The organism is Salinicola sp. NYA28a (assembly GCF_976982775.1).
Window position 1 is genome coordinate 1,154,467 of record NZ_OZ334582.1, and the last position, 16,412, is coordinate 1,170,878.

General features: G+C 61.5%; 13 protein-coding genes and 1 tRNA gene. 5 read left to right on the forward strand and 9 right to left on the reverse strand.

All coding sequences use genetic code 11. The features are described 5' to 3' along the window. Positions 1-89: 89 nt before the first annotated feature. The 6 genes from ACWHY3_RS05275 to ACWHY3_RS05300 all read right to left on the reverse strand — a co-directional run bounded on the left by ACWHY3_RS05275 (position 90) and on the right by ACWHY3_RS05300 (position 7,979). Positions 90-1,451 (reverse strand): lysine N(6)-hydroxylase/L-ornithine N(5)-oxygenase family protein, encoded by a 1,362-nt coding sequence (locus tag ACWHY3_RS05275; protein ID WP_448127753.1) that lies wholly within the window; start codon positions 1,449-1,451, stop codon positions 90-92. Continuing rightward, positions 1,445-3,088, reverse strand: coding sequence for a pyridoxal phosphate-dependent decarboxylase family protein (locus tag ACWHY3_RS05280; protein ID WP_448127754.1), 1,644 nt, complete (start codon positions 3,086-3,088; stop codon positions 1,445-1,447). Before ACWHY3_RS05280 ends, ACWHY3_RS05275 begins: the two co-directional genes overlap by 7 nt. A gap of 206 nt (positions 3,089-3,294) precedes the next feature. Then, positions 3,295-5,442, reverse strand: coding sequence for a TonB-dependent siderophore receptor (locus ACWHY3_RS05285; protein ID WP_448127755.1), 2,148 nt, complete (start codon positions 5,440-5,442; stop codon positions 3,295-3,297). Between the two features lie 214 nt (positions 5,443-5,656). Beyond that, positions 5,657-6,553 (reverse strand): lipid A hydroxylase LpxO, encoded by an 897-nt coding sequence (gene lpxO / locus ACWHY3_RS05290; RefSeq protein WP_298837295.1) that lies wholly within the window; start codon positions 6,551-6,553, stop codon positions 5,657-5,659. 67 nt (positions 6,554-6,620) lie between these two features. Next, positions 6,621-7,367: a 4'-phosphopantetheinyl transferase family protein gene (locus tag ACWHY3_RS05295; RefSeq protein ID WP_303855183.1), complete on the reverse strand. Its 747-nt coding sequence runs from the start codon at positions 7,365-7,367 to the stop codon at positions 6,621-6,623. A 3-nt stretch (positions 7,368-7,370) separates the two neighbouring features. Next, on the reverse strand, positions 7,371-7,979 hold the full coding sequence (locus tag ACWHY3_RS05300) for a hypothetical protein (protein WP_448127756.1): 609 nt from the start codon (positions 7,977-7,979) through the stop codon (positions 7,371-7,373). An 84-nt stretch (positions 7,980-8,063) separates the two neighbouring features. On the opposite strand from ACWHY3_RS05300, the gene ACWHY3_RS05305 reads away from it, so the two are divergent. Together ACWHY3_RS05305 and ACWHY3_RS05310 are read left to right on the forward strand one after the other, a co-directional pair. Continuing rightward, a tRNA-Ile gene (locus ACWHY3_RS05305) sits at positions 8,064-8,140 on the forward strand. Positions 8,141-8,237: 97 nt separating this feature from the next. Continuing rightward, positions 8,238-9,299 (forward strand): site-specific integrase, encoded by a 1,062-nt coding sequence (locus ACWHY3_RS05310; protein ID WP_448127757.1) that lies wholly within the window; start codon positions 8,238-8,240, stop codon positions 9,297-9,299. A 457-nt stretch (positions 9,300-9,756) separates the two neighbouring features. Here the strand turns inward: ACWHY3_RS05310 and ACWHY3_RS05315 are convergent, their stop codons facing one another. Then, positions 9,757-11,136: an IS1380 family transposase gene (locus ACWHY3_RS05315; RefSeq protein WP_448126645.1), complete on the reverse strand. Its 1,380-nt coding sequence runs from the start codon at positions 11,134-11,136 to the stop codon at positions 9,757-9,759. Positions 11,137-11,304: 168 nt separating this feature from the next. Next, positions 11,305-12,324: an IS30 family transposase gene (locus tag ACWHY3_RS05320; RefSeq protein ID WP_087719302.1), complete on the reverse strand. Its 1,020-nt coding sequence runs from the start codon at positions 12,322-12,324 to the stop codon at positions 11,305-11,307. 41 nt (positions 12,325-12,365) lie between these two features. Here ACWHY3_RS05320 and ACWHY3_RS05325 point away from each other — a divergent pair, with 41 nt between their 5' ends. Next, on the forward strand, positions 12,366-12,752 hold the full coding sequence (locus ACWHY3_RS05325; RefSeq protein WP_448127758.1) for a DUF2441 domain-containing protein: 387 nt from the start codon (positions 12,366-12,368) through the stop codon (positions 12,750-12,752). 65 nt (positions 12,753-12,817) lie between these two features. Then, the gene (locus tag ACWHY3_RS05330) at positions 12,818-13,417 is read left to right on the forward strand and encodes a DUF4145 domain-containing protein (RefSeq protein ID WP_448127759.1); all 600 of its coding nucleotides are present in this window, start codon (positions 12,818-12,820) and stop codon (positions 13,415-13,417) included. A gap of 165 nt (positions 13,418-13,582) precedes the next feature. Here ACWHY3_RS05330 and ACWHY3_RS05335 read toward each other — a convergent pair. Then, positions 13,583-14,718, reverse strand: a protein-coding gene (locus ACWHY3_RS05335; RefSeq protein WP_371399730.1) for an IS3 family transposase whose coding sequence is annotated in 2 segments (ribosomal slippage) — positions 13,583-14,463 and positions 14,463-14,718 — 1,137 coding nt in all. Because the reading frame shifts where the segments join, the coding sequence is not laid out codon by codon here. Positions 14,719-14,859: 141 nt separating this feature from the next. Here ACWHY3_RS05335 and ACWHY3_RS05340 point away from each other — a divergent pair. Beyond that, complete coding sequence (locus ACWHY3_RS05340; protein WP_399590022.1) at positions 14,860-16,239, forward strand: IS1380 family transposase; 1,380 nt, start codon at positions 14,860-14,862, stop codon at positions 16,237-16,239. The last annotated feature ends 173 nt before the right edge of the window (positions 16,240-16,412 follow it).

Below are 16,412 nucleotides of genomic sequence, written 5' to 3' on the forward strand. Positions count from 1 at the left end.
AGTCTCTCTCCTGACGGAAAGTCGGAAATCGGAAATCGGAAATCGGAAATCGGAAATCGGGAATGGCGAATCGGGGCGCGCGATAGCCGTCACGCCGTGGCCCGCTGCGGCTGGAACACGCGGTCGTCGGGCGCGCCGAAGTCCTGGAAGGTGAACCCGCGTTCGATCGGATAGACCTCGCGCCCGGCCAGTTCGCGGATGATGCAGGCGTTGCGATAGCACGCCATGCCGAGATCCGGCGCGACCAGCCCGTGGGTATGCAGCTCGGCGTTCTGGACGAAGATGTCGTCTTCAGTGCCGATGCCGTAGTAACGGCTGACCGCGTAGCGGCCCGCGTCGTCCCGCCGGATGCGATGCTCGATCGGCGCCAGGAAGTCCGGCCTGTGCGCCGCGTAGCCGGTGGCGAGAATCACCCCCGCCGTCCGGTGCTGGAAACGCCGGTTCTGCTCGGTCTGGGTGAAGGTCAGGTCGAAGCGCCGATGGGCGGCATCGAAATGGCAGCTTTCCAACTGGGCGCAGGTGAGCAGGTGGGTATCCACCGGCCCCTTGAGACTCTTGGTATAGAGCCGGTCGTAGATCGTGTTGATCAGTTCGAGATCGATGCCCTTGTAGAGTCCTTTCTGCTGGCGCATCAGCTCGTCTCGGGTCGACTCGGGCAGGGCGTGGAAGTAGTCGATGTAGTCCGGCGAGGTCATCTCGAGGGTCAGCTTGCCGTACTCCAGCGGGAAGAAGCGCGGCGAGCGGGTGACCCAGCTCAGGGTGTAGCCGTGGGCGTCGATCTCGTCGAGCAGGTCGAGATAGATTTCCGCTGCGCTCTGGCCGCTGCCGACGATAGTGATCGCTGACTTCGCCTGTAGCGCCGCCTTGTGCTCGAGATAGCGCGAGGAGTGCACCACGCGCTCGGCCACCGGCTGGCAGCACGCCGGGACCATCGGTTCGCTGCCGGTACCCAGTACCAGCCGCCGGGTGCGATAGATGCGGTTGCCACTGTCGTCGAAATCATGGTCGGCATCGTCGTCGGGATCGCCCGCACGGGTGTCCCGGCAGTGAACGCGATAGCACCGTTCATCCTCGTCATAGGTGATGCACTGGACGTCGTGATCGAAGCGCAGCGACTCGAGCTGCGTGGTGACCCACTGGCAGTACTGGTTGTATTCGTTGCGCAGCAGGAAGAAGTTCTCGCGGATGTAGAAGCGGTAGAGCCGCCCCTGGGCTTTCAGGTAATTGAGAAAACTGAAGCGGCTGGTCGGATCGGCCAGCGTAACCAGATCGGCCATGAAGGGCGTCTGCAACGTGGCGTCTTCCAGCAGCAGTCCGGGGTGCCAGTCGAAGCTCGAACGACGCTCGAGAAACAGGCCGTCGAGATCGTCGACCGGATCGGTCAGGCAGGCGAGGCCGAGGTTGAACGGCCCCAGACCGATGGCGATGAAGTCATGGATGCGGCTCAGCATGAGGTCTTTCTCCGAACGATTGACGGGCGAGCAGAGGGCGATGTTTGGAGTGATGTCTGAGGCGTCGTTTGGAGCGATACCTGGGGCGACATCAAGGATCCGCCGATATCGGCGATCTCCGAGATCAGGGCGGTCAGATCCTCGAGGCGGGTCATGGGATTGAGCAGGGTGAACTTGAGATAGAAGCGCCCGTCGACCCGGGTAGCGGCGACCACCGCCGCCCCGCGTCGTGACAGCGTCTGACGAATCCGGCGGTTGATCGCCTCGATCCGGGCATCCTCTTCCAGCGCCACCGGACGATAGCGAAACACCAGCGTGCTCAGCGCCGGGGCCATCAGCACGTCGAAATCGTCACGCGCTCGAAGCATGCGATAGGTCTGGCGGGTCAGTTCGATCGCCTCGTCGAGACAGTCGCCCAGGTGATCGGCGCCCAGCGTGCGCAGGGTCATCCACAGCTTCAGCGCATCGAAGCGGCGGGTCGTCTGCAGGCTCTTGTTGACCAGGTCCGGCGTGCCGCCTTCGGCCTGGTCGCGGGGATTGAGATAGTCGGCGTGGTAGGTGACATGGCGCAGCTGGCGGCGATCGCGAACCAGGCAGGCGCTGCAGCTCACCGGCTGGAAGAAGGTCTTGTGGTAGTCGATGCCGACCGAGTCCGCCTGCTCGATGCCGGCGAGCCAGTGGCGATGGCGCGAAGAGAGCAGCAGCCCGCCGCCGTAGGCCGCATCGACATGCAGCCAGATGCCGCGCTGCCGGCAGCGTTCGGCCAGCGCCGGTAACGGATCGATGCTGCCGAAGTCGGTGGTGCCTGCGGTGGCGACGATCGCGAACGGAATTCGTCCGGCCTCGTCGCAAGCCTTTAGCGCGGTCTCGAGCGCTTCCAGATCCATGCGCTTGTCCGCGTCGCACGGCACCGCGATCACCGCGTCGTAGCCCAGCCCCAGCAGCGCGGCGGCCTTCTGCACGCTGAAGTGGCTGACTTCCGAGGTGAGAATGCGCAGGTCCCTGTAGTTCGGGGGGAGGCCATGATGGCGATTGCCACCGTGGCCAGGCATCGTTTCGCAGGCGCTATCGCGGGCGCTATCGCGGGCGCTATCGCGGGCGATGGCCAGCGCCATCAGGTTGGACTGGGTGCCGCCGCTGGTGAACACCCCGTCGGCGTCGTCGCCGAGCCCGATGCGTGCCGCGGTCCAGTCGATCAGCTTCTGCTCGATCAGGGTCGCGCCAGCGCTCTGGTCCCAGGTTTCCACTGCAGTGTTGAGCGGCGTGGCGATTGCCTCGGCGAGGATCGACGGCAGCGTGATGGGGCAATTGAGATGGGCGACGTATCGCGGGTGATGGAAATGCACGGCGTGATCGAGATAGAGCCGCTGGACCTCCTCGAGGCTGGCATCGAGATCGCCGAGCGGCCGGTCGAGATCGATCGCCTCGAACGCGGGCTGCAGTTCGTGGGGCTCGATGCCGCTGCAGGGGCCTTGCGCTTGGGTCAGCGTGTGGCGGACCAGATCCATGCAGCGCTGCATGCCCGTTCGGTAGGCATCGAGACTCGCTTCACCGAACAGTGCCAGTGCTTCCGGGGAGCCTGGCGGCCGGGACCGATGCAAAGGAATGGGCGTGGCGAATTCCGTGTCATGTCGCATGACGTTTCTCCTGATTGCCTGTCGTGTAGCGCCTTTCCGAAACTTCTCGAGCCGAATTTCGGACAAAGGCACCCCTGCGCACGGGTGGCGTGCGCTGTAATGGCTGCGTCGGGTGAAATGCGCTTCGGGCGATTTGCGGATGAGGCGGGCACGTCCCTGTGCCCACTTGGATCACGCGGCCGGGTTGGTAGCTGCGAAATGGTCCGTCAGAACTGGTACGAGACCGTGGCGGTCACGTTGCGCTCCGCGCCGAAGTAGCAGTATTCGAGGGAGTTGCAGGAGGCGACATACTCCTTGTCGAGCAGGTTGCCGACGTTGACCCGGGCGCTGACGCCCTGCAGCCCGACCTGGCTCAGGTCATAGCCCACGGCGGCATCCACCAGCGTGTAGTCGGGGACCATTTCGGTATTGGCGCGGTCGGCGTAGATATCGGCGTAATAACGCACGCCGACGCCGACATCCAGCCCGTCTAGCGCGCCGTTGTCGAAGGCTCCGTTCTTGAAGGAATAGTGACCCCAGAGACTGGCCTGGTGGCGCGGCGCGTAGATGGCGTAGTTGCCATCCTCGTTCGGGTCGTCGCTCTTGGTGTAGCGGATGTCGGTATAGCTGTAGCCCGCCTGCAACCGGAAGTTGTCGGTCAGCCAGGTTTGCGCCTGCAACTCGATCCCCTGGGAGCGTATCTCCCCCACGGAGCGGTAGGGGTCGGTAGGCTGCTCCTTGGTTGCCACGTTTTCCTGATTGATCCGGAACAGCGACAAGGTATAGAGATCCCGGCTGCCCGGCGGCTGATACTTGAGCCCGGTCTCCCACTGTTCCCCTTCCATCGGTTCCAGCAGATCGCCATCGGCATCGACGAAGCTGGTGGGGGTGAAGGCGGTGTTGTAGCTCAAGTAGGGCGCAACGCCATTGTCGAACAGGTAGAGCACGCCGGCGCGGCCGCTGAACTGGGTGTCGTCGAGTGTGCTCTCGGTATCGTTGTAGTGATCGGTATTCTTGATATCGACCCAGTCGTAGCGCCCGCCCAGGGTGACACGCCACTGGTCGATCGCCATCTGATCCTGCAGGTAGATCCCGGTCTGGCTGAGTTCATGCCGCTCATCATTGGTGACGGCGATGTCCCCGATCGGCTCGGCGCCATAGCTGGGGTTGAAGGCATCGAGGCTGGGGAATGAACCGGCGGTCCAGACCACGTCGTTCCTGCGTTTCTGATAATCCACGCCGACCAGCACGGTATGGTCGATGAAGCCGCTTTGGAGCTTCGCTTCCACCTGATTGTCCAGCGTCCAGGCGTCGAGGGATTCGCGGCCTCCCGAGTAGTATCGGTTCAATTCGTTGGAATCCGTCGATACCCAGCCGTACCCGTAAACCTGGTTCAGTTCGACGTCCGAGTTCAGATAACGCAATTTCTGGCGGGCGGTGATGTCATCGCTGAAGCGGTGCTCGAGGTCGTAGCCGAACATGCGCTGGGTGCGCTCGAACTTGTCGTAGTCGTCCTCGCCATCGAAGAAATTGTTGCTGATGTGGTGGCCGTTGTGGCTGGTTACCGCGCCTTCATAGGGTACGCCGGAGTGATAGCCGCCTTCCGGATCCTTCTGCAGATAGGCCATGAACGTGATCGTGGTGTCGTCGGTCGCATCCCAGGTGATCGACGGCGCGATGGCGTAGCGCTCTTCTTCGATGTGATCGAACTGGGTGTCCGCCTTGCTGCCGATTCCGACCAGCCGATAGGCGACGCGCCTCTCGTCATCCAGCGGGCCGGAGAAGTCGAACGCGGCGCTGCGCTGGCTATTGGTGCCGGTGCTGAAGCGCAGCTCGTTGCGGTTCTCGAACAGCGGCTTCTTGCTGGTCAACGCCACCAGCCCACCGGGAGACGAGCGCCCGTAGAGCACCGAGGCCGGCCCCTTGACGATTTCGACGTTATCCAGAAACCAGGGATCGATCACCATCGAGCTATAGCTGTTGGCATCGCCCATCACCTTGAGCCCGTCGAGATAGGTGTTGCTCAGGCTGCCATCGGAAAAGCCGCGCATGACCAGGTAATCGTAGCGGTTGGAGGCGCCGACCTGGTTGGTATAGACCCCGGGCGTGTACTGGGCCGCTTCGCGCAAGGTGCGCACGCCGCGCTCATCCATCTCCTCGCGGTCGACATTGGAAACGGTCTGCGGCGTTTCGACGATGGGCGTCTCGGTCTTGGTGGCGGCGGACTGGCCGGTCACCGTGACGGTATCGAGGTTGGCGGTTTCAGCCGACGCCGTGGTGGCGACGGTGTTGTCGCCCGTCTGCTGGGCCCAGACGGGAAACGACAGGCAGGCGCAGGCCAGTGCACTTGCCGGATAGCGCAGAACGTAATGCATGAACGACAGACTCCCCTTGAATGAAAATCGTTCTTATCCATGGATGTTGCCAATAAGAAGACGTAGGGGCGTCCGGTTTCTGAACCGCAATGACAATTATTTTCAAAAAGAGAAGAACGATACGGCGAGGGCGGCGGTTGCCGGCGATCCGGGAAGCGGGAGCGGTAAGAGGAAGAGGGAGGAGGGAAGGGCCGGCGCTTGCCGGCCCGGCCGATCACCAGGCGATGATGGCGATGATCACGATGGCGAACAGTGCCCACTTGATGGCGTAGTACAGTGACTTGTTGCGCTTCTTGAGCGCCTTGCCTTGGCGCCGCACCGCGTAGATGTACTTGAAGGCGCGATTCAACCCGCCGGTGCGGTCGTTGTCGTCGTTGGGCGAGCTGGCGGCGGCCATCACGGTACGCCCGAAGAAGTGGTTGAGACTGCGGGCCCAGCCATATTTCATCGGACGCTCGATGTCGCAGAACAGGATGATGCGGTTCTGTTCGGAGCCGTTCTCGGCGCGGTGCAGGTAGGTCTCGTCGAACATCACGGCCTCGCCGTCGCGCCAGCTGTACTTCTCGCCATCGACATCGATGTAGCAGCGATCGTCGTTGGGCGTGATCAGGCCCAGGTGATAGCGCAGGGAGCCGGCGTACGGGTCCCGGTGCAGGGTCAGATGACTGCCCGCCGGCAGCTCGGCGAACATCGCGGCCTTGACGTTGGGAATACCTGCCAGCAACTGCGTGGTCCGCGGGCAGAGCTGCTCGGCCGAGGCGTGGCTCTCGCCGTACCACTTCAGGTAGAAGCGCTTCCAGCCGCGGCGGAAGAAGGAGTTGAAACCGGCATCGTCGTAGCGGGAAGAGGCCTTGATGTGGTCCTGCAGCGCCATCGCCTCGTCGCGGATCGTCTCCCAGTTGCCGGTCAGGCGTTCGAGCTCCGGGTAGTTCCGCAGGTCGTGGTAGGGGCGATCCTTGTCGCGCCCGAACAGCGTCATCAGCGCATTGATCGGCGACATGAAGGTCGAGTGATCGGAGAGCTGGCGCAACGGCTTGTGACGCACGCGCCCGCGATAGTGCGTATAGAGCACACTGGCGACGAAAAGCAGTATCAGTATCCACTTGATCATGGGATCAGGTTCCGCTGGCGAGCCGATCGCACGGGCGATCGCGCTTCAGTGAAATTAGTTTGGTCGCTCACGATTCTCGCGAGATCGCGATCAGCGTCAAGAGATAGTCGTCGATTTTCGCCACCTGCCCGGTCAGCCGAGCGCCGGCCCGCCACTCCGGCGACAGTGTCTCAAGCAGTTCGATCGCGACGGTTCCTTCGTCGGCGTTCCAGGCGGTCACTTGGGCATGGGGAAAGTAGAAGCGCCGACGCACCAGCGGGTAGAGCGCCTTGAACAGGCTCTCCTTGAGCGAGAACGCCACGGTGAGGAACTCTCCCTGTCGCTCACCGGGCAGGTCGTCGAACCAGGCGCGTTCCGATGCCACCAGGATCTGTGGCGCCAGACGTCGCGCGCGTTCAGCGGTCATCTCCACCTCGGCGTCCAGGCCGATGCCGCGACACGCTTCCTGTCCGGCGACCACCGCCGCCGCCAACCCCCGGCTGTGGGTGATCGAGCCGACGGTACCCGCTGGCCAGCGGGGGAGCCGCTCGGGATCCTGCGCCGGCGTCGCCGGCGAACCTGTCAGTTCGGCGAGCGCGTGGCGGGCGCTCAGGCGGCCGGCCAGGAACTCGGCCCGACGCTTGGCCGCTGCCGTCGCCAGGCGATCCGGCAGCGAAAGGTGCCAGCCATCGAGATCGGCTTCGCACAGCACACCGGTATCGAAACGCAGGGCACTGAACCTCGCCCAGGGCCAAGCCTCCCGCCAGGGCCACTCGCTCAGTGGCGAGTGGCACCCCGGCGGCAGTGCAGTGGCGGCGGCTTCGAATCCGGACATCGCTCAGCGATCGACCAGCACGGCATCCAGCTCGACCGGCACCTCGTCGCCAATCTGCTGGTATCCCATCAACGAGAGAATCGAACGCACGGTCTGGTTCTTCATCAGTTCCCTGCCGTCCAGCGACACCGGTTCGGCATTGCGGGCGCGCACGACGTCGTCCGCCTCACGGGTGAACCGCACCGGCAGCTTCTCCTGACGCTGTTCGCCGTTGGCGTCCGTGCGCAGCGTCAGTATCTCGACCGTCGACTGGCCGACGGCCAGCGAGTTGATCCGCTCCGGCGGCAGGTGAGTGACGACCGTCACCAGGGTGGTGTTGGTGAGCGAGGACATCCACGGTGGCAGATCGCCGAGGCGATCCAGCACGTCGGTCTGGTTGAGCCGAATGGGCAGCTTCAGCGTGCCGTCCGCGCTGATCTGGCCCTCCATGCGGCGCAGCGCGTGCTCGTGGGTGATCGACTCGCCTCCGCTGGTGATCTCGGTCACCGTGGCCGTGACGCGGGACTGAACGGGGTCGAGCTGCCACGCCGCCTGGGCCAGGCCGCAGGACAGGGCCAGCCCGGCGGCCAGGCCGATACCCATGACGCGGCGAATGATCGGTTTCGGTGACATCGTGTCCTCCCTGGACATTCATGGCCTTCAATAGCGGCTGGCCTGTGCCGACCGCTTTGGTTATCATACGGCTCCCGCGTTTCAGGGCCTATAGCTCAGTTGGTTAGAGCAGGGGACTCATAATCCCTTGGTCGCTGGTTCGAGTCCAGCTGGGCCCACCATTCAAATCAGCTACTTAAGAATTTTCTTTGGTGAGTCCCATAGTCCAAGGGTACAGTTTCGGTACAGTGCCGATCCTTCAGCCCCCTGGAGACTTTCATGGCCACCATCGTCAAGACCCCCGCCGGTAGTTGGAAAGCTGTCATCCGCAAGACCGGCTGGCCCACCACCGCCAAGACCTTCCGCACCAAACGAGATGCCCAGGACTGGGCACGCCGCACCGAAGACGAAATGGTGCGTGGTGTCTATATCCAGCGCAGCGCTTCGGAGCGCATGACGCTCGAAGCCGCGCTCAAGCGCTACCTGGCCGACGTCACACCCACCAAGAAGCCCAGCACCCAAAAGAGCGAGCGCCACAAGGCCAGCACGCTGATCGAGCACTTGGGCAAATACTCCCTAGCGGCCCTGACGCCGGAGCTGATTGCCAACTTCCGTGACACCCGCCTGAACAGCATTGGCCATCGTGGCCAGCCTATCAGCGCCAATACCGTGCGCCTGGAGCTCGCCTTGCTAGGCCATCTCTACACCGTGGCTATCCAGGAATGGGGTCTGGGCCTGACCTACAACCCCGTCCAGAACATCCGCAAACCCAGCCCTGGAGAAGGGCGCGACCGGCGCCTGAGCGCCGACGAGGAGAAGCGCCTGTTCGCCGTGCTACGGCAGCACAGCAATCCCATGTTGGCCTGGATCGCCAGAATCGCCCTGGAGACGGGCATGCGCTCCTCAGAGATCCTGACCCTCACTCGCTCCCGGGTCGACGTGAAACGCCGCGTGGTGCGCCTCACGGACACCAAGAACAACGAAGCCCGCCTGGTGCCGCTGACTCAGGCCGCCACCGAGGTGTTCAAGCAGGCGCTGAACAACCCGGTGCGCCCGCTCGATTGTGATCTGGTGTTCTTTGGCGAGCCTGGAAAGGATGGAAAGCGCGGCCCCTACGCCTACACCAAGCTCTGGAACCAGGCGAAGAAGCAGGCCAGGCTCGATGACTTTCGCTTTCATGACCTACGCCATGAGGCCGTCAGCCGGCTGGTAGAGGCGGGGCTATCCGACCAGGAGGTCGCCGCGATCAGTGGGCACAAGTCGATGCAGATGTTGAGGCGGTATACGCATCTTAGGGCGGAGGATTTGGTTGTGAAGCTGGATAGGTTGAGTGAAATTTAATATGGTTGGTACGTGCTTGACTTAATTTCAGTAGAGGATTGAGCGTTTTTGGAAAAACAAGCTATTAGGCTATTTGTTTCCTGTTGAGTTTCTAGGGGGGAGGTTTGAAAAGATTTTTTTCTGTAGACAGAGGAAGAACGTTCAAGGAAGGGATGGTGCTAGAGCTAGTTCGACATGTTGATGTAGAACCAGAGTTCTTGAAAGCACACGTGGACAGTCTTTATCCCGCCTCATTCACGAGGGTGCTGATTGAGCGGTCTGAAGGTACTGACTGGTGGCATCGCTTATCAGGATCGGCTTCTTCAGCGCGAATAGCTGTTGAGTAATGCCAAAACGCTGAAATTTCCCCGCTTCCTTATAGCTCTTTGGAATCAATGGCGACCGTCCAAGCAGCCGTGATCGCCGACCGCCGCTCCGGTCGCTCGCTTACTGATGCTGTGGTGGTCTCGCAGGAGCGTCAGCTCAGTGCGGTCAGCTTCGGCAGCCCCTTCAGCAGCGTCGGCCACCACTTGTCGGCGGCGGCACCCAGATGAACGGTGATTCGCCGAGCGTGCAGTCTCAGCGTGGCGGCGACCTTCAGCACCTGCTCGCGCATCCGGCTGAGGCTCCAGCCTTGCCGGGTCTGCCGCTCCAGCAGGCAGCGCAGGCCATGCAGGACCTGGTAGGCGTAGAGGCTGAGCAGCAGGCTCACCTCGTTGCGTGCCATCACGTCCTGAACGGTGGAGGCGCCGCGATCGGTCGACGAGAGGTGCACGTCGAGCGCCGACTTCACCTCGCCCATGTGCGCCTCGGCGCTGCCGCGCTTGCGGTAGAGCGCCAGGACCTTCTCCGGCGGCCAGTCGAACTTGCCGAGGTTGGTGACCAGGAAGAAGGCATGCAGCAGCAGGTCATCGGGGCGTTCCTGCACCACCAGCACCACGCGACGCGGTGCCGACCAAGAGCCCGCTTGATACTCCAGATCGTGGCACCACTCGCGAGGCTGCTCGGGTGGCCGGCCGGGTGGCCGCTTCAGGTGCGGTGCCGCCAGTTTCTGCAGGCCGGAGTGACTGCGCAGTCGGCCCAGGTACTCGATGTCGCACTCTTCCAGGGCCTCCAGCGTCGCGTTGTCGGTGAAACCGGCGTCGATGCGCACCCGAACCTGGGCGCCGGTGCTCTCGTTGAGTCGCCGCACCAGATGCGGGATCCAGGTGTCGGCGTTCTCGGCCGGGCCGGCGTTGCCCTCGCGCAGCAGGCCGCCCACCATGTCGCCGGTTTCTGCCAGCGAGGCGACCAGCGGTGAATAGATCCGCGCGCCGTACAGGCCATGATAGGCCGAGCCGCCCTGGTGGCCGTGGACCTCGATCGGCAGGCCGTCGATGTCCAGCGTCAGCTGCTTGGGGCGCTCGCCGTTCTTCAGCGCGGTCAGGCGCCAGATCACCAGTCGCAGCAGGCCTTCGTGCACGGCATCGATATTGTCGCAGCGCCCGAGGCAGGTCAGCAGCCGCGACAGCGTGGCTTGAGAGGGCCGGTCCTGGGCCAGGGGCGTTGTCCCGCGCGCATCGCTGCAGGCCAGCTGCCAGAGCGGATCACGGCGCAGCGTGTCGGTATCGCTGAGGTCGATCCAGCCCATCGCACGCTGCAGCACCAGGGTACGCAGCTGGCTGGCCAGCGAGTGGCGGATGCGTAGCGGGTTGCGGAAGTCGACCAGATTGTCTTCCAGCGCCTCGATCACGCCGCTGTTGTCGAGGGCTTCACGCAGCAGCAGGGCGCCGCTGTCGCTAGTGGTGCGCTGGCCGCTCAGCTCAACACGGACAGCGCCGTTGCATGAGGGCGTCCAGGTGGATAGGCTTTCACCCATAGCGGATGGCTCTCTTGGTTCAGATTCTTGGCGGAACACACTGAATTTTCAAGAGAATACCATCCGCTATCTTCGTTTTCGGGCCGGCCTCATGAATAAGCCGGGTTTATCCCTCTGGATTGTCTTTTCATGGCGAACGATAGGCGGTCTCAAGTTCCAAGCGCAACGCTATTGAAGGGTGCTCGGTCCAGCGACCGATTTCTTGAGCACCTCGGCGTAGACTTCCAGCGGCGTGCGCCAGTCGAGCGTCTTGCGCGGCCGCGTGTTCAGTGAGTCGGCGATCTCATCGAGTTCTTCCTGGCTGTAGACCGACAGATCCGTGCCCTTCGGCAGATACTGCCGCAGCAGCCCGTTCGTATTCTCATTGGAGCCGCGCTGCCACGGGCTATGCGGGTCAGCGAAGTAGATCGCCGTCCCGGTCTTCTGCGTGATCTCGGCATGCTTCATCATCTCTCTGCCCTGGTCGTACGTCATGGACAGCCGCAGGGCTCGCGGCACTTCATTGAGCTTGTCGCTGAAGCCAACGGCCGCCGCCGTGGCCGTGGTGTCATCCACTTTCGCCAAGATCACCAAGCGTGTGGTGCGCTCCACCAGCGTACCGACGGCGGAGCGATTGTTGGCACCCATGATGAGATCACCCTCCCAGTGGCCAGGCATCAGGCGGTCTTCGATCTCAGGCGGGCGCATGTGGATGCTGACCAGATCGGGAATCTGCTGGCGTCGATCCTTGCCACGACTGCGTGAGCGACGCTTGCCGTTGCCCTGCCGAAGGCAGGCGATGAGCTCTTTCTTGAGACTGCCGCGGGGCATCACATAGAGCGCGTTGTAGATGGCCTCATGCGAGACCTGCCGACGTGAATCGTTGGGAGACATGCGCTTCAGTGTGCGGGCTATCTGTTGCGGTGACCAGCACTTGCGCAGCAAGTGGACCACTACCTCGAAGAGCTCCCCGTCGGGATGCAGCTTGGGGCGCTGGCGTGGCCGATGTCGCGTCAGACGAGCCCGATAGCCCGCCAGGCCGGCATCGTAGCCCTTGATGGGGTCGACCGTATGGCGAGCAATTTCTCGCGACACGGTGCTCGGCGCACGCCCCAGGTGAGTGGCAATGGCCCGGATCGAATGCGTGGCTCGCATCATCATGATGGCGGCTCGGTCTTCAGCAGAGAGATGGCGATAGCAGTAAGTCATGGCAACACCGTACCTGATGGCTCACGTGTTGCACTTGGTCATTGAGACCGCCATACCTCTTAAGCAATAAAAGTAGAGGCGATGTTGCCAGTCCAATAATTGAACTGCTGTTTGAGAATATTCGGAAAGCTCATTTTTCTGGCCGTCCGTCGCGGTTTCAAAGTGTCTTTGCCTGTTGCTCAATAGAAGAGGCTCGGCAATTCAAAGCCTCCTATGGAGATGAGAGCTCTCCAATATGGGAGGTTTATAAAGATGGTCCTATTTTTAAAGGCAATATGCGGCTATTGGATAATAACCAAACTAATCTTATTTGTTCCTATTTGGCTCACGAGTATTGGAGTGGGCGCCAGGGGCCTACGGAGTTTTCAGGGTTGACAGAGGTTGTCCTTGAGTTGCCCGTCACCGTCGGAACTAGGATCGAGGATTAGTTTGATATTTGCGTGAGACGGATGACTTCAAGCTTCTCTTTGTATTGACCTTTAGGGGGTAAACGATGATCCAGTTTTGTCCTCACTGTTGTAATCGAGCAAAACAAGAAAAGCTCAATGAGCAGTTTTACAAATCTGTAGCATGGGGGGTGGACGATGGGGAAGAAGCCGAATGTGAAGGAACATATCATGTCTATAAATGTACAACATGTGGAGAAATTCTTGTTTATCACCACCTTTTTGATTTTGAACCAACTCTTGTCTTCCCAGATATCGGCTTAGATGATTCTGTACCTGAAAGTGTTTTAGTAATATATAACGAAGCGGTTAGGGTTAAGTATATATCACCTAACTCTTTCGCTGTGCAAATCAGAAGGGCTCTTGAAGCTCTTTGTCAAGATCGCGATGCAGTGAAAGGGAGCTTGGCGGGTAAGTTAAAATTTCTAAGTGAAAAAGGAGAGATTTCTGAAAAATTATCTGAAGCCGGAGATGTGTTAAGACTAATAGGGAATTTGGGTGCGCATGCAGATACTATTGATGTTCATCCTTTGCAAGCAATGGCAATAGATGATTTTTTTAAAGCGATTGTAGACTATGTATACGTGTCTCCCGCAAGAATTTCTCGTTTTAATGAAATGCTTCGTATATATAAAAATAAAACGTGATTTTTCTAATTGGTAATATTCGGGAGTATTTTTTGTATTAAAGTTGTTGGCTGCCAAAGAGTTTAATGATGATAATAAAATTTGTGTGGCTTTAGGGTGAAGTGGCCCCCATCCGTTGGACCACCTGACAGACGATTTAAGCTCTGACCGGATCATCATCAGGCGTCAGGCCGCCTGGGTCAGTGGTTGATCGAAGTACACCTCATCGGGTGTCGCATCGTCCAGCCCTTGATGGGGCCGCTGACGGTTGTACCAAGTGAAGTACTTCCTCAGCTCCCGGCGTAGGTGGGCACCATCTTCGAAGGCCTTCAGATAGACGCACTCGTACTTCACGCTACGCCAGAGCCGTTCGACGAAGATGTTGTCCCGGTAGCAGCCTTTTCCATCCATGCTGATCCGGACGCCATGGGCCTTCAGTACCTCGGTGAACGCCTGGCTGGTGAATTGGCAGCCCTGATCGCTATTGAAGATGCTCGGCGGCCCATAGCGCTCCAGGGCCTCCTCCAGTGCGTCAATGCAGAAGTCCGTATCCAGGGTGTTCGATACCCGCCAGGCCAGCACACGGCGACTGTGCCAGTCCATGATGGCCACCAGGTACATGAACCCTCGCGCCATTGGGATATACGTCACATCAGTGGCCCAGACTTGGTTGGGACGATCGATGACGCGATCCCTGAGCAGGTAAGGATAGACCCGATGCCCCACGCCAGACTGGCTGGTGCGCGGCTTCGGGTACACCGCGTGCAGCCCCATCTGCCGCATCAGGCGACGGATCCGCTTGCGGTTCACCGTGTGCCCCAAGCGGTTGAGATGGGTCGTCATCCGCCGGGAGCCGTAGACCGGCGTCCGCAGATGCTCCTCGTCGATCAGCCTCATTAGCATCAGGTCCTCGGCGAGTAACTCACGGCGCTGGTAGTATAGCGATGAGCGACTGATACCGAGCAATTGGCACTGCCGGCGCAGGCTGGGAGTGTCGGAGGATGGCGGCTCGATCAGGGCCAAGCGCTGAGCCCGGCTCAACGATCGAGCCTGCGCGACAAAAAATCGCGTTCCACCGTCAGCTTGCCGATCTCGCGGTAAAGCGTGTCGATCTCCTCCTGGCTCTTCTGGGCGGCTTTACCATCCTTGCCTTCGAAGACGCCCGTGGCGTTGTCCAGGAGTTCACGCTTCCACTGGCTGACCATGGTGGGGTGGATCTCGAAGCGGGCGGCGATCTCCGACGTTGTCTGATCGCCCTTGAGGGCTGCGAGAGCCACCTTGGCCTTGAAGTCACTGCTGTACTGCTTGCGTTTCCTGCTCATGATCATCGTCTCCAATCGTCATGATCAGAGCTTAACCCCGGCTTATTCATGAGGCCGGCCCGAAAACGAAGATAGCGGATGGTATTCTCTTGAAAATTCAGTGTGTTCCGCCAAGAATCTGAACCAAGAGAGCCATCCGCTATGGGTGAAAGCCTATCCACCTGGACGCCCTCATGCAACGGCGCTGTCCGTGTTGAGCTGAGCGGCCAGCGCACTACCAGCGACAGCGGCGCTCTGCTGTTGCGTGAGGCCCTCGACAACAGCGGCGTGATTGAGGCGCTGGAAGACAATCTGGTCGATCGACGCCACCCGCTGCGCATCCTTCATTCGCTGGCCAGCCAGTTGCGTACCCTGGTGCTGCAGCGTGCGATGGGCTGGATCGACCTCAGCGATACCGACACGCTGCGCCGTGATCCGCTCTGGCAGCTGGCCTGCAGCGATGCGCGCGGGACAACGCCCCTGGCCCAGGACCGGCCCTCTCAAGCCACGCTGTCGCGGCTGCTGACCTGCCTCGGGCGCTGCGACAATATCGATGCCGTGCACGAAGGCCTGCTGCGACTGGTGATCTGGCGCCTGACCGCGCTGAAGAACGGCGAGCGCCCCAAGCAGCTGACGCTGGACATCGACGGCCTGCCGATCGAGGTCCACGGCCACCAGGGCGGCTCGGCCTATCATGGCCTGTACGGCGCGCGGATCTATTCACCGCTGGTCGCCTCGCTGGCAGAAACCGGCGACATGGTGGGCGGCCTGCTGCGCGAGGGCAACGCCGGCCCGGCCGAGAACGCCGACACCTGGATCCCGCATCTGGTGCGGCGACTCAACGAGAGCACCGGCGCCCAGGTTCGGGTGCGCATCGACGCCGGTTTCACCGACAACGCGACGCTGGAGGCCCTGGAAGAGTGCGACATCGAGTACCTGGGCCGACTGCGCAGTCACTCCGGCCTGCAGAAACTGGCGGCACCGCACCTGAAGCGGCCACCCGGCCGGCCACCCGAGCAGCCTCGCGAGTGGTGCCACGATCTGGAGTATCAAGCGGGCTCTTGGTCGGCACCGCGTCGCGTGGTGCTGGTGGTGCAGGAACGCCCCGATGACCTGCTGCTGCATGCCTTCTTCCTGGTCACCAACCTCGGCAAGTTCGACTGGCCGCCGGAGAAGGTCCTGGCGCTCTACCGCAAGCGCGGCAGCGCCGAGGCGCACATGGGCGAGGTGAAGTCGGCGCTCGACGTGCACCTCTCGTCGACCGATCGCGGCGCCTCCACCGTTCAGGACGTGATGGCACGCAACGAGGTGAGCCTGCTGCTCAGCCTCTACGCCTACCAGGTCCTGCATGGCCTGCGCTGCCTGCTGGAGCGGCAGACCCGGCAAGGCTGGAGCCTCAGCCGGATGCGCGAGCAGGTGCTGAAGGTCGCCGCCACGCTGAGACTGCACGCTCGGCGAATCACCGTTCATCTGGGTGCCGCCGCCGACAAGTGGTGGCCGACGCTGCTGAAGGGGCTGCCGAAGCTGACCGCACTGAGCTGACGCTTCTGCGAGACCACCACAGCATCAGAAAGCGAGCGACCGGAGCGGCGGGCGGCGATCACGGCTGCTTGGACGGTCGCCATTGATTCCAAAGAGCTATAAGGAAGCGGGGAAATTTCAGCGTTTTGGCATTACTCAACAGCTATTCGCGCTGAAGAAGCCGATCCTGATAA

What these genes read in the sequence shown, in the direction of transcription:
- ACWHY3_RS05275 (WP_448127753.1), bottom strand. Translation starts at nt 1,451, where the DNA reads ATGCTGAGCCGCATCCATGACTTCATCGCCATCGGTCTGGGGCCGTTC.
- ACWHY3_RS05280 (WP_448127754.1), bottom strand. Translation starts at nt 3,088, where the DNA reads ATGCGACATGACACGGAATTCGCCACGCCCATTCCTTTGCATCGGTCC.
- ACWHY3_RS05285 (WP_448127755.1), bottom strand. Translation starts at nt 5,442, where the DNA reads ATGCATTACGTTCTGCGCTATCCGGCAAGTGCACTGGCCTGCGCCTGC.
- lpxO (WP_298837295.1), bottom strand. Translation starts at nt 6,553, where the DNA reads ATGATCAAGTGGATACTGATACTGCTTTTCGTCGCCAGTGTGCTCTAT.
- ACWHY3_RS05295 (WP_303855183.1), bottom strand. Translation starts at nt 7,367, where the DNA reads ATGTCCGGATTCGAAGCCGCCGCCACTGCACTGCCGCCGGGGTGCCAC.
- ACWHY3_RS05300 (WP_448127756.1), bottom strand. Translation starts at nt 7,979, where the DNA reads ATGTCACCGAAACCGATCATTCGCCGCGTCATGGGTATCGGCCTGGCC.
- ACWHY3_RS05310 (WP_448127757.1), top strand. Translation starts at nt 8,238, where the DNA reads ATGGCCACCATCGTCAAGACCCCCGCCGGTAGTTGGAAAGCTGTCATC.
- ACWHY3_RS05315 (WP_448126645.1), bottom strand. Translation starts at nt 11,136, where the DNA reads ATGGGTGAAAGCCTATCCACCTGGACGCCCTCATGCAACGGCGCTGTC.
- ACWHY3_RS05320 (WP_087719302.1), bottom strand. Translation starts at nt 12,324, where the DNA reads ATGACTTACTGCTATCGCCATCTCTCTGCTGAAGACCGAGCCGCCATC.
- ACWHY3_RS05330 (WP_448127759.1), top strand. Translation starts at nt 12,818, where the DNA reads ATGATCCAGTTTTGTCCTCACTGTTGTAATCGAGCAAAACAAGAAAAG.
- ACWHY3_RS05340 (WP_399590022.1), top strand. Translation starts at nt 14,860, where the DNA reads ATGGGTGAAAGCCTATCCACCTGGACGCCCTCATGCAACGGCGCTGTC.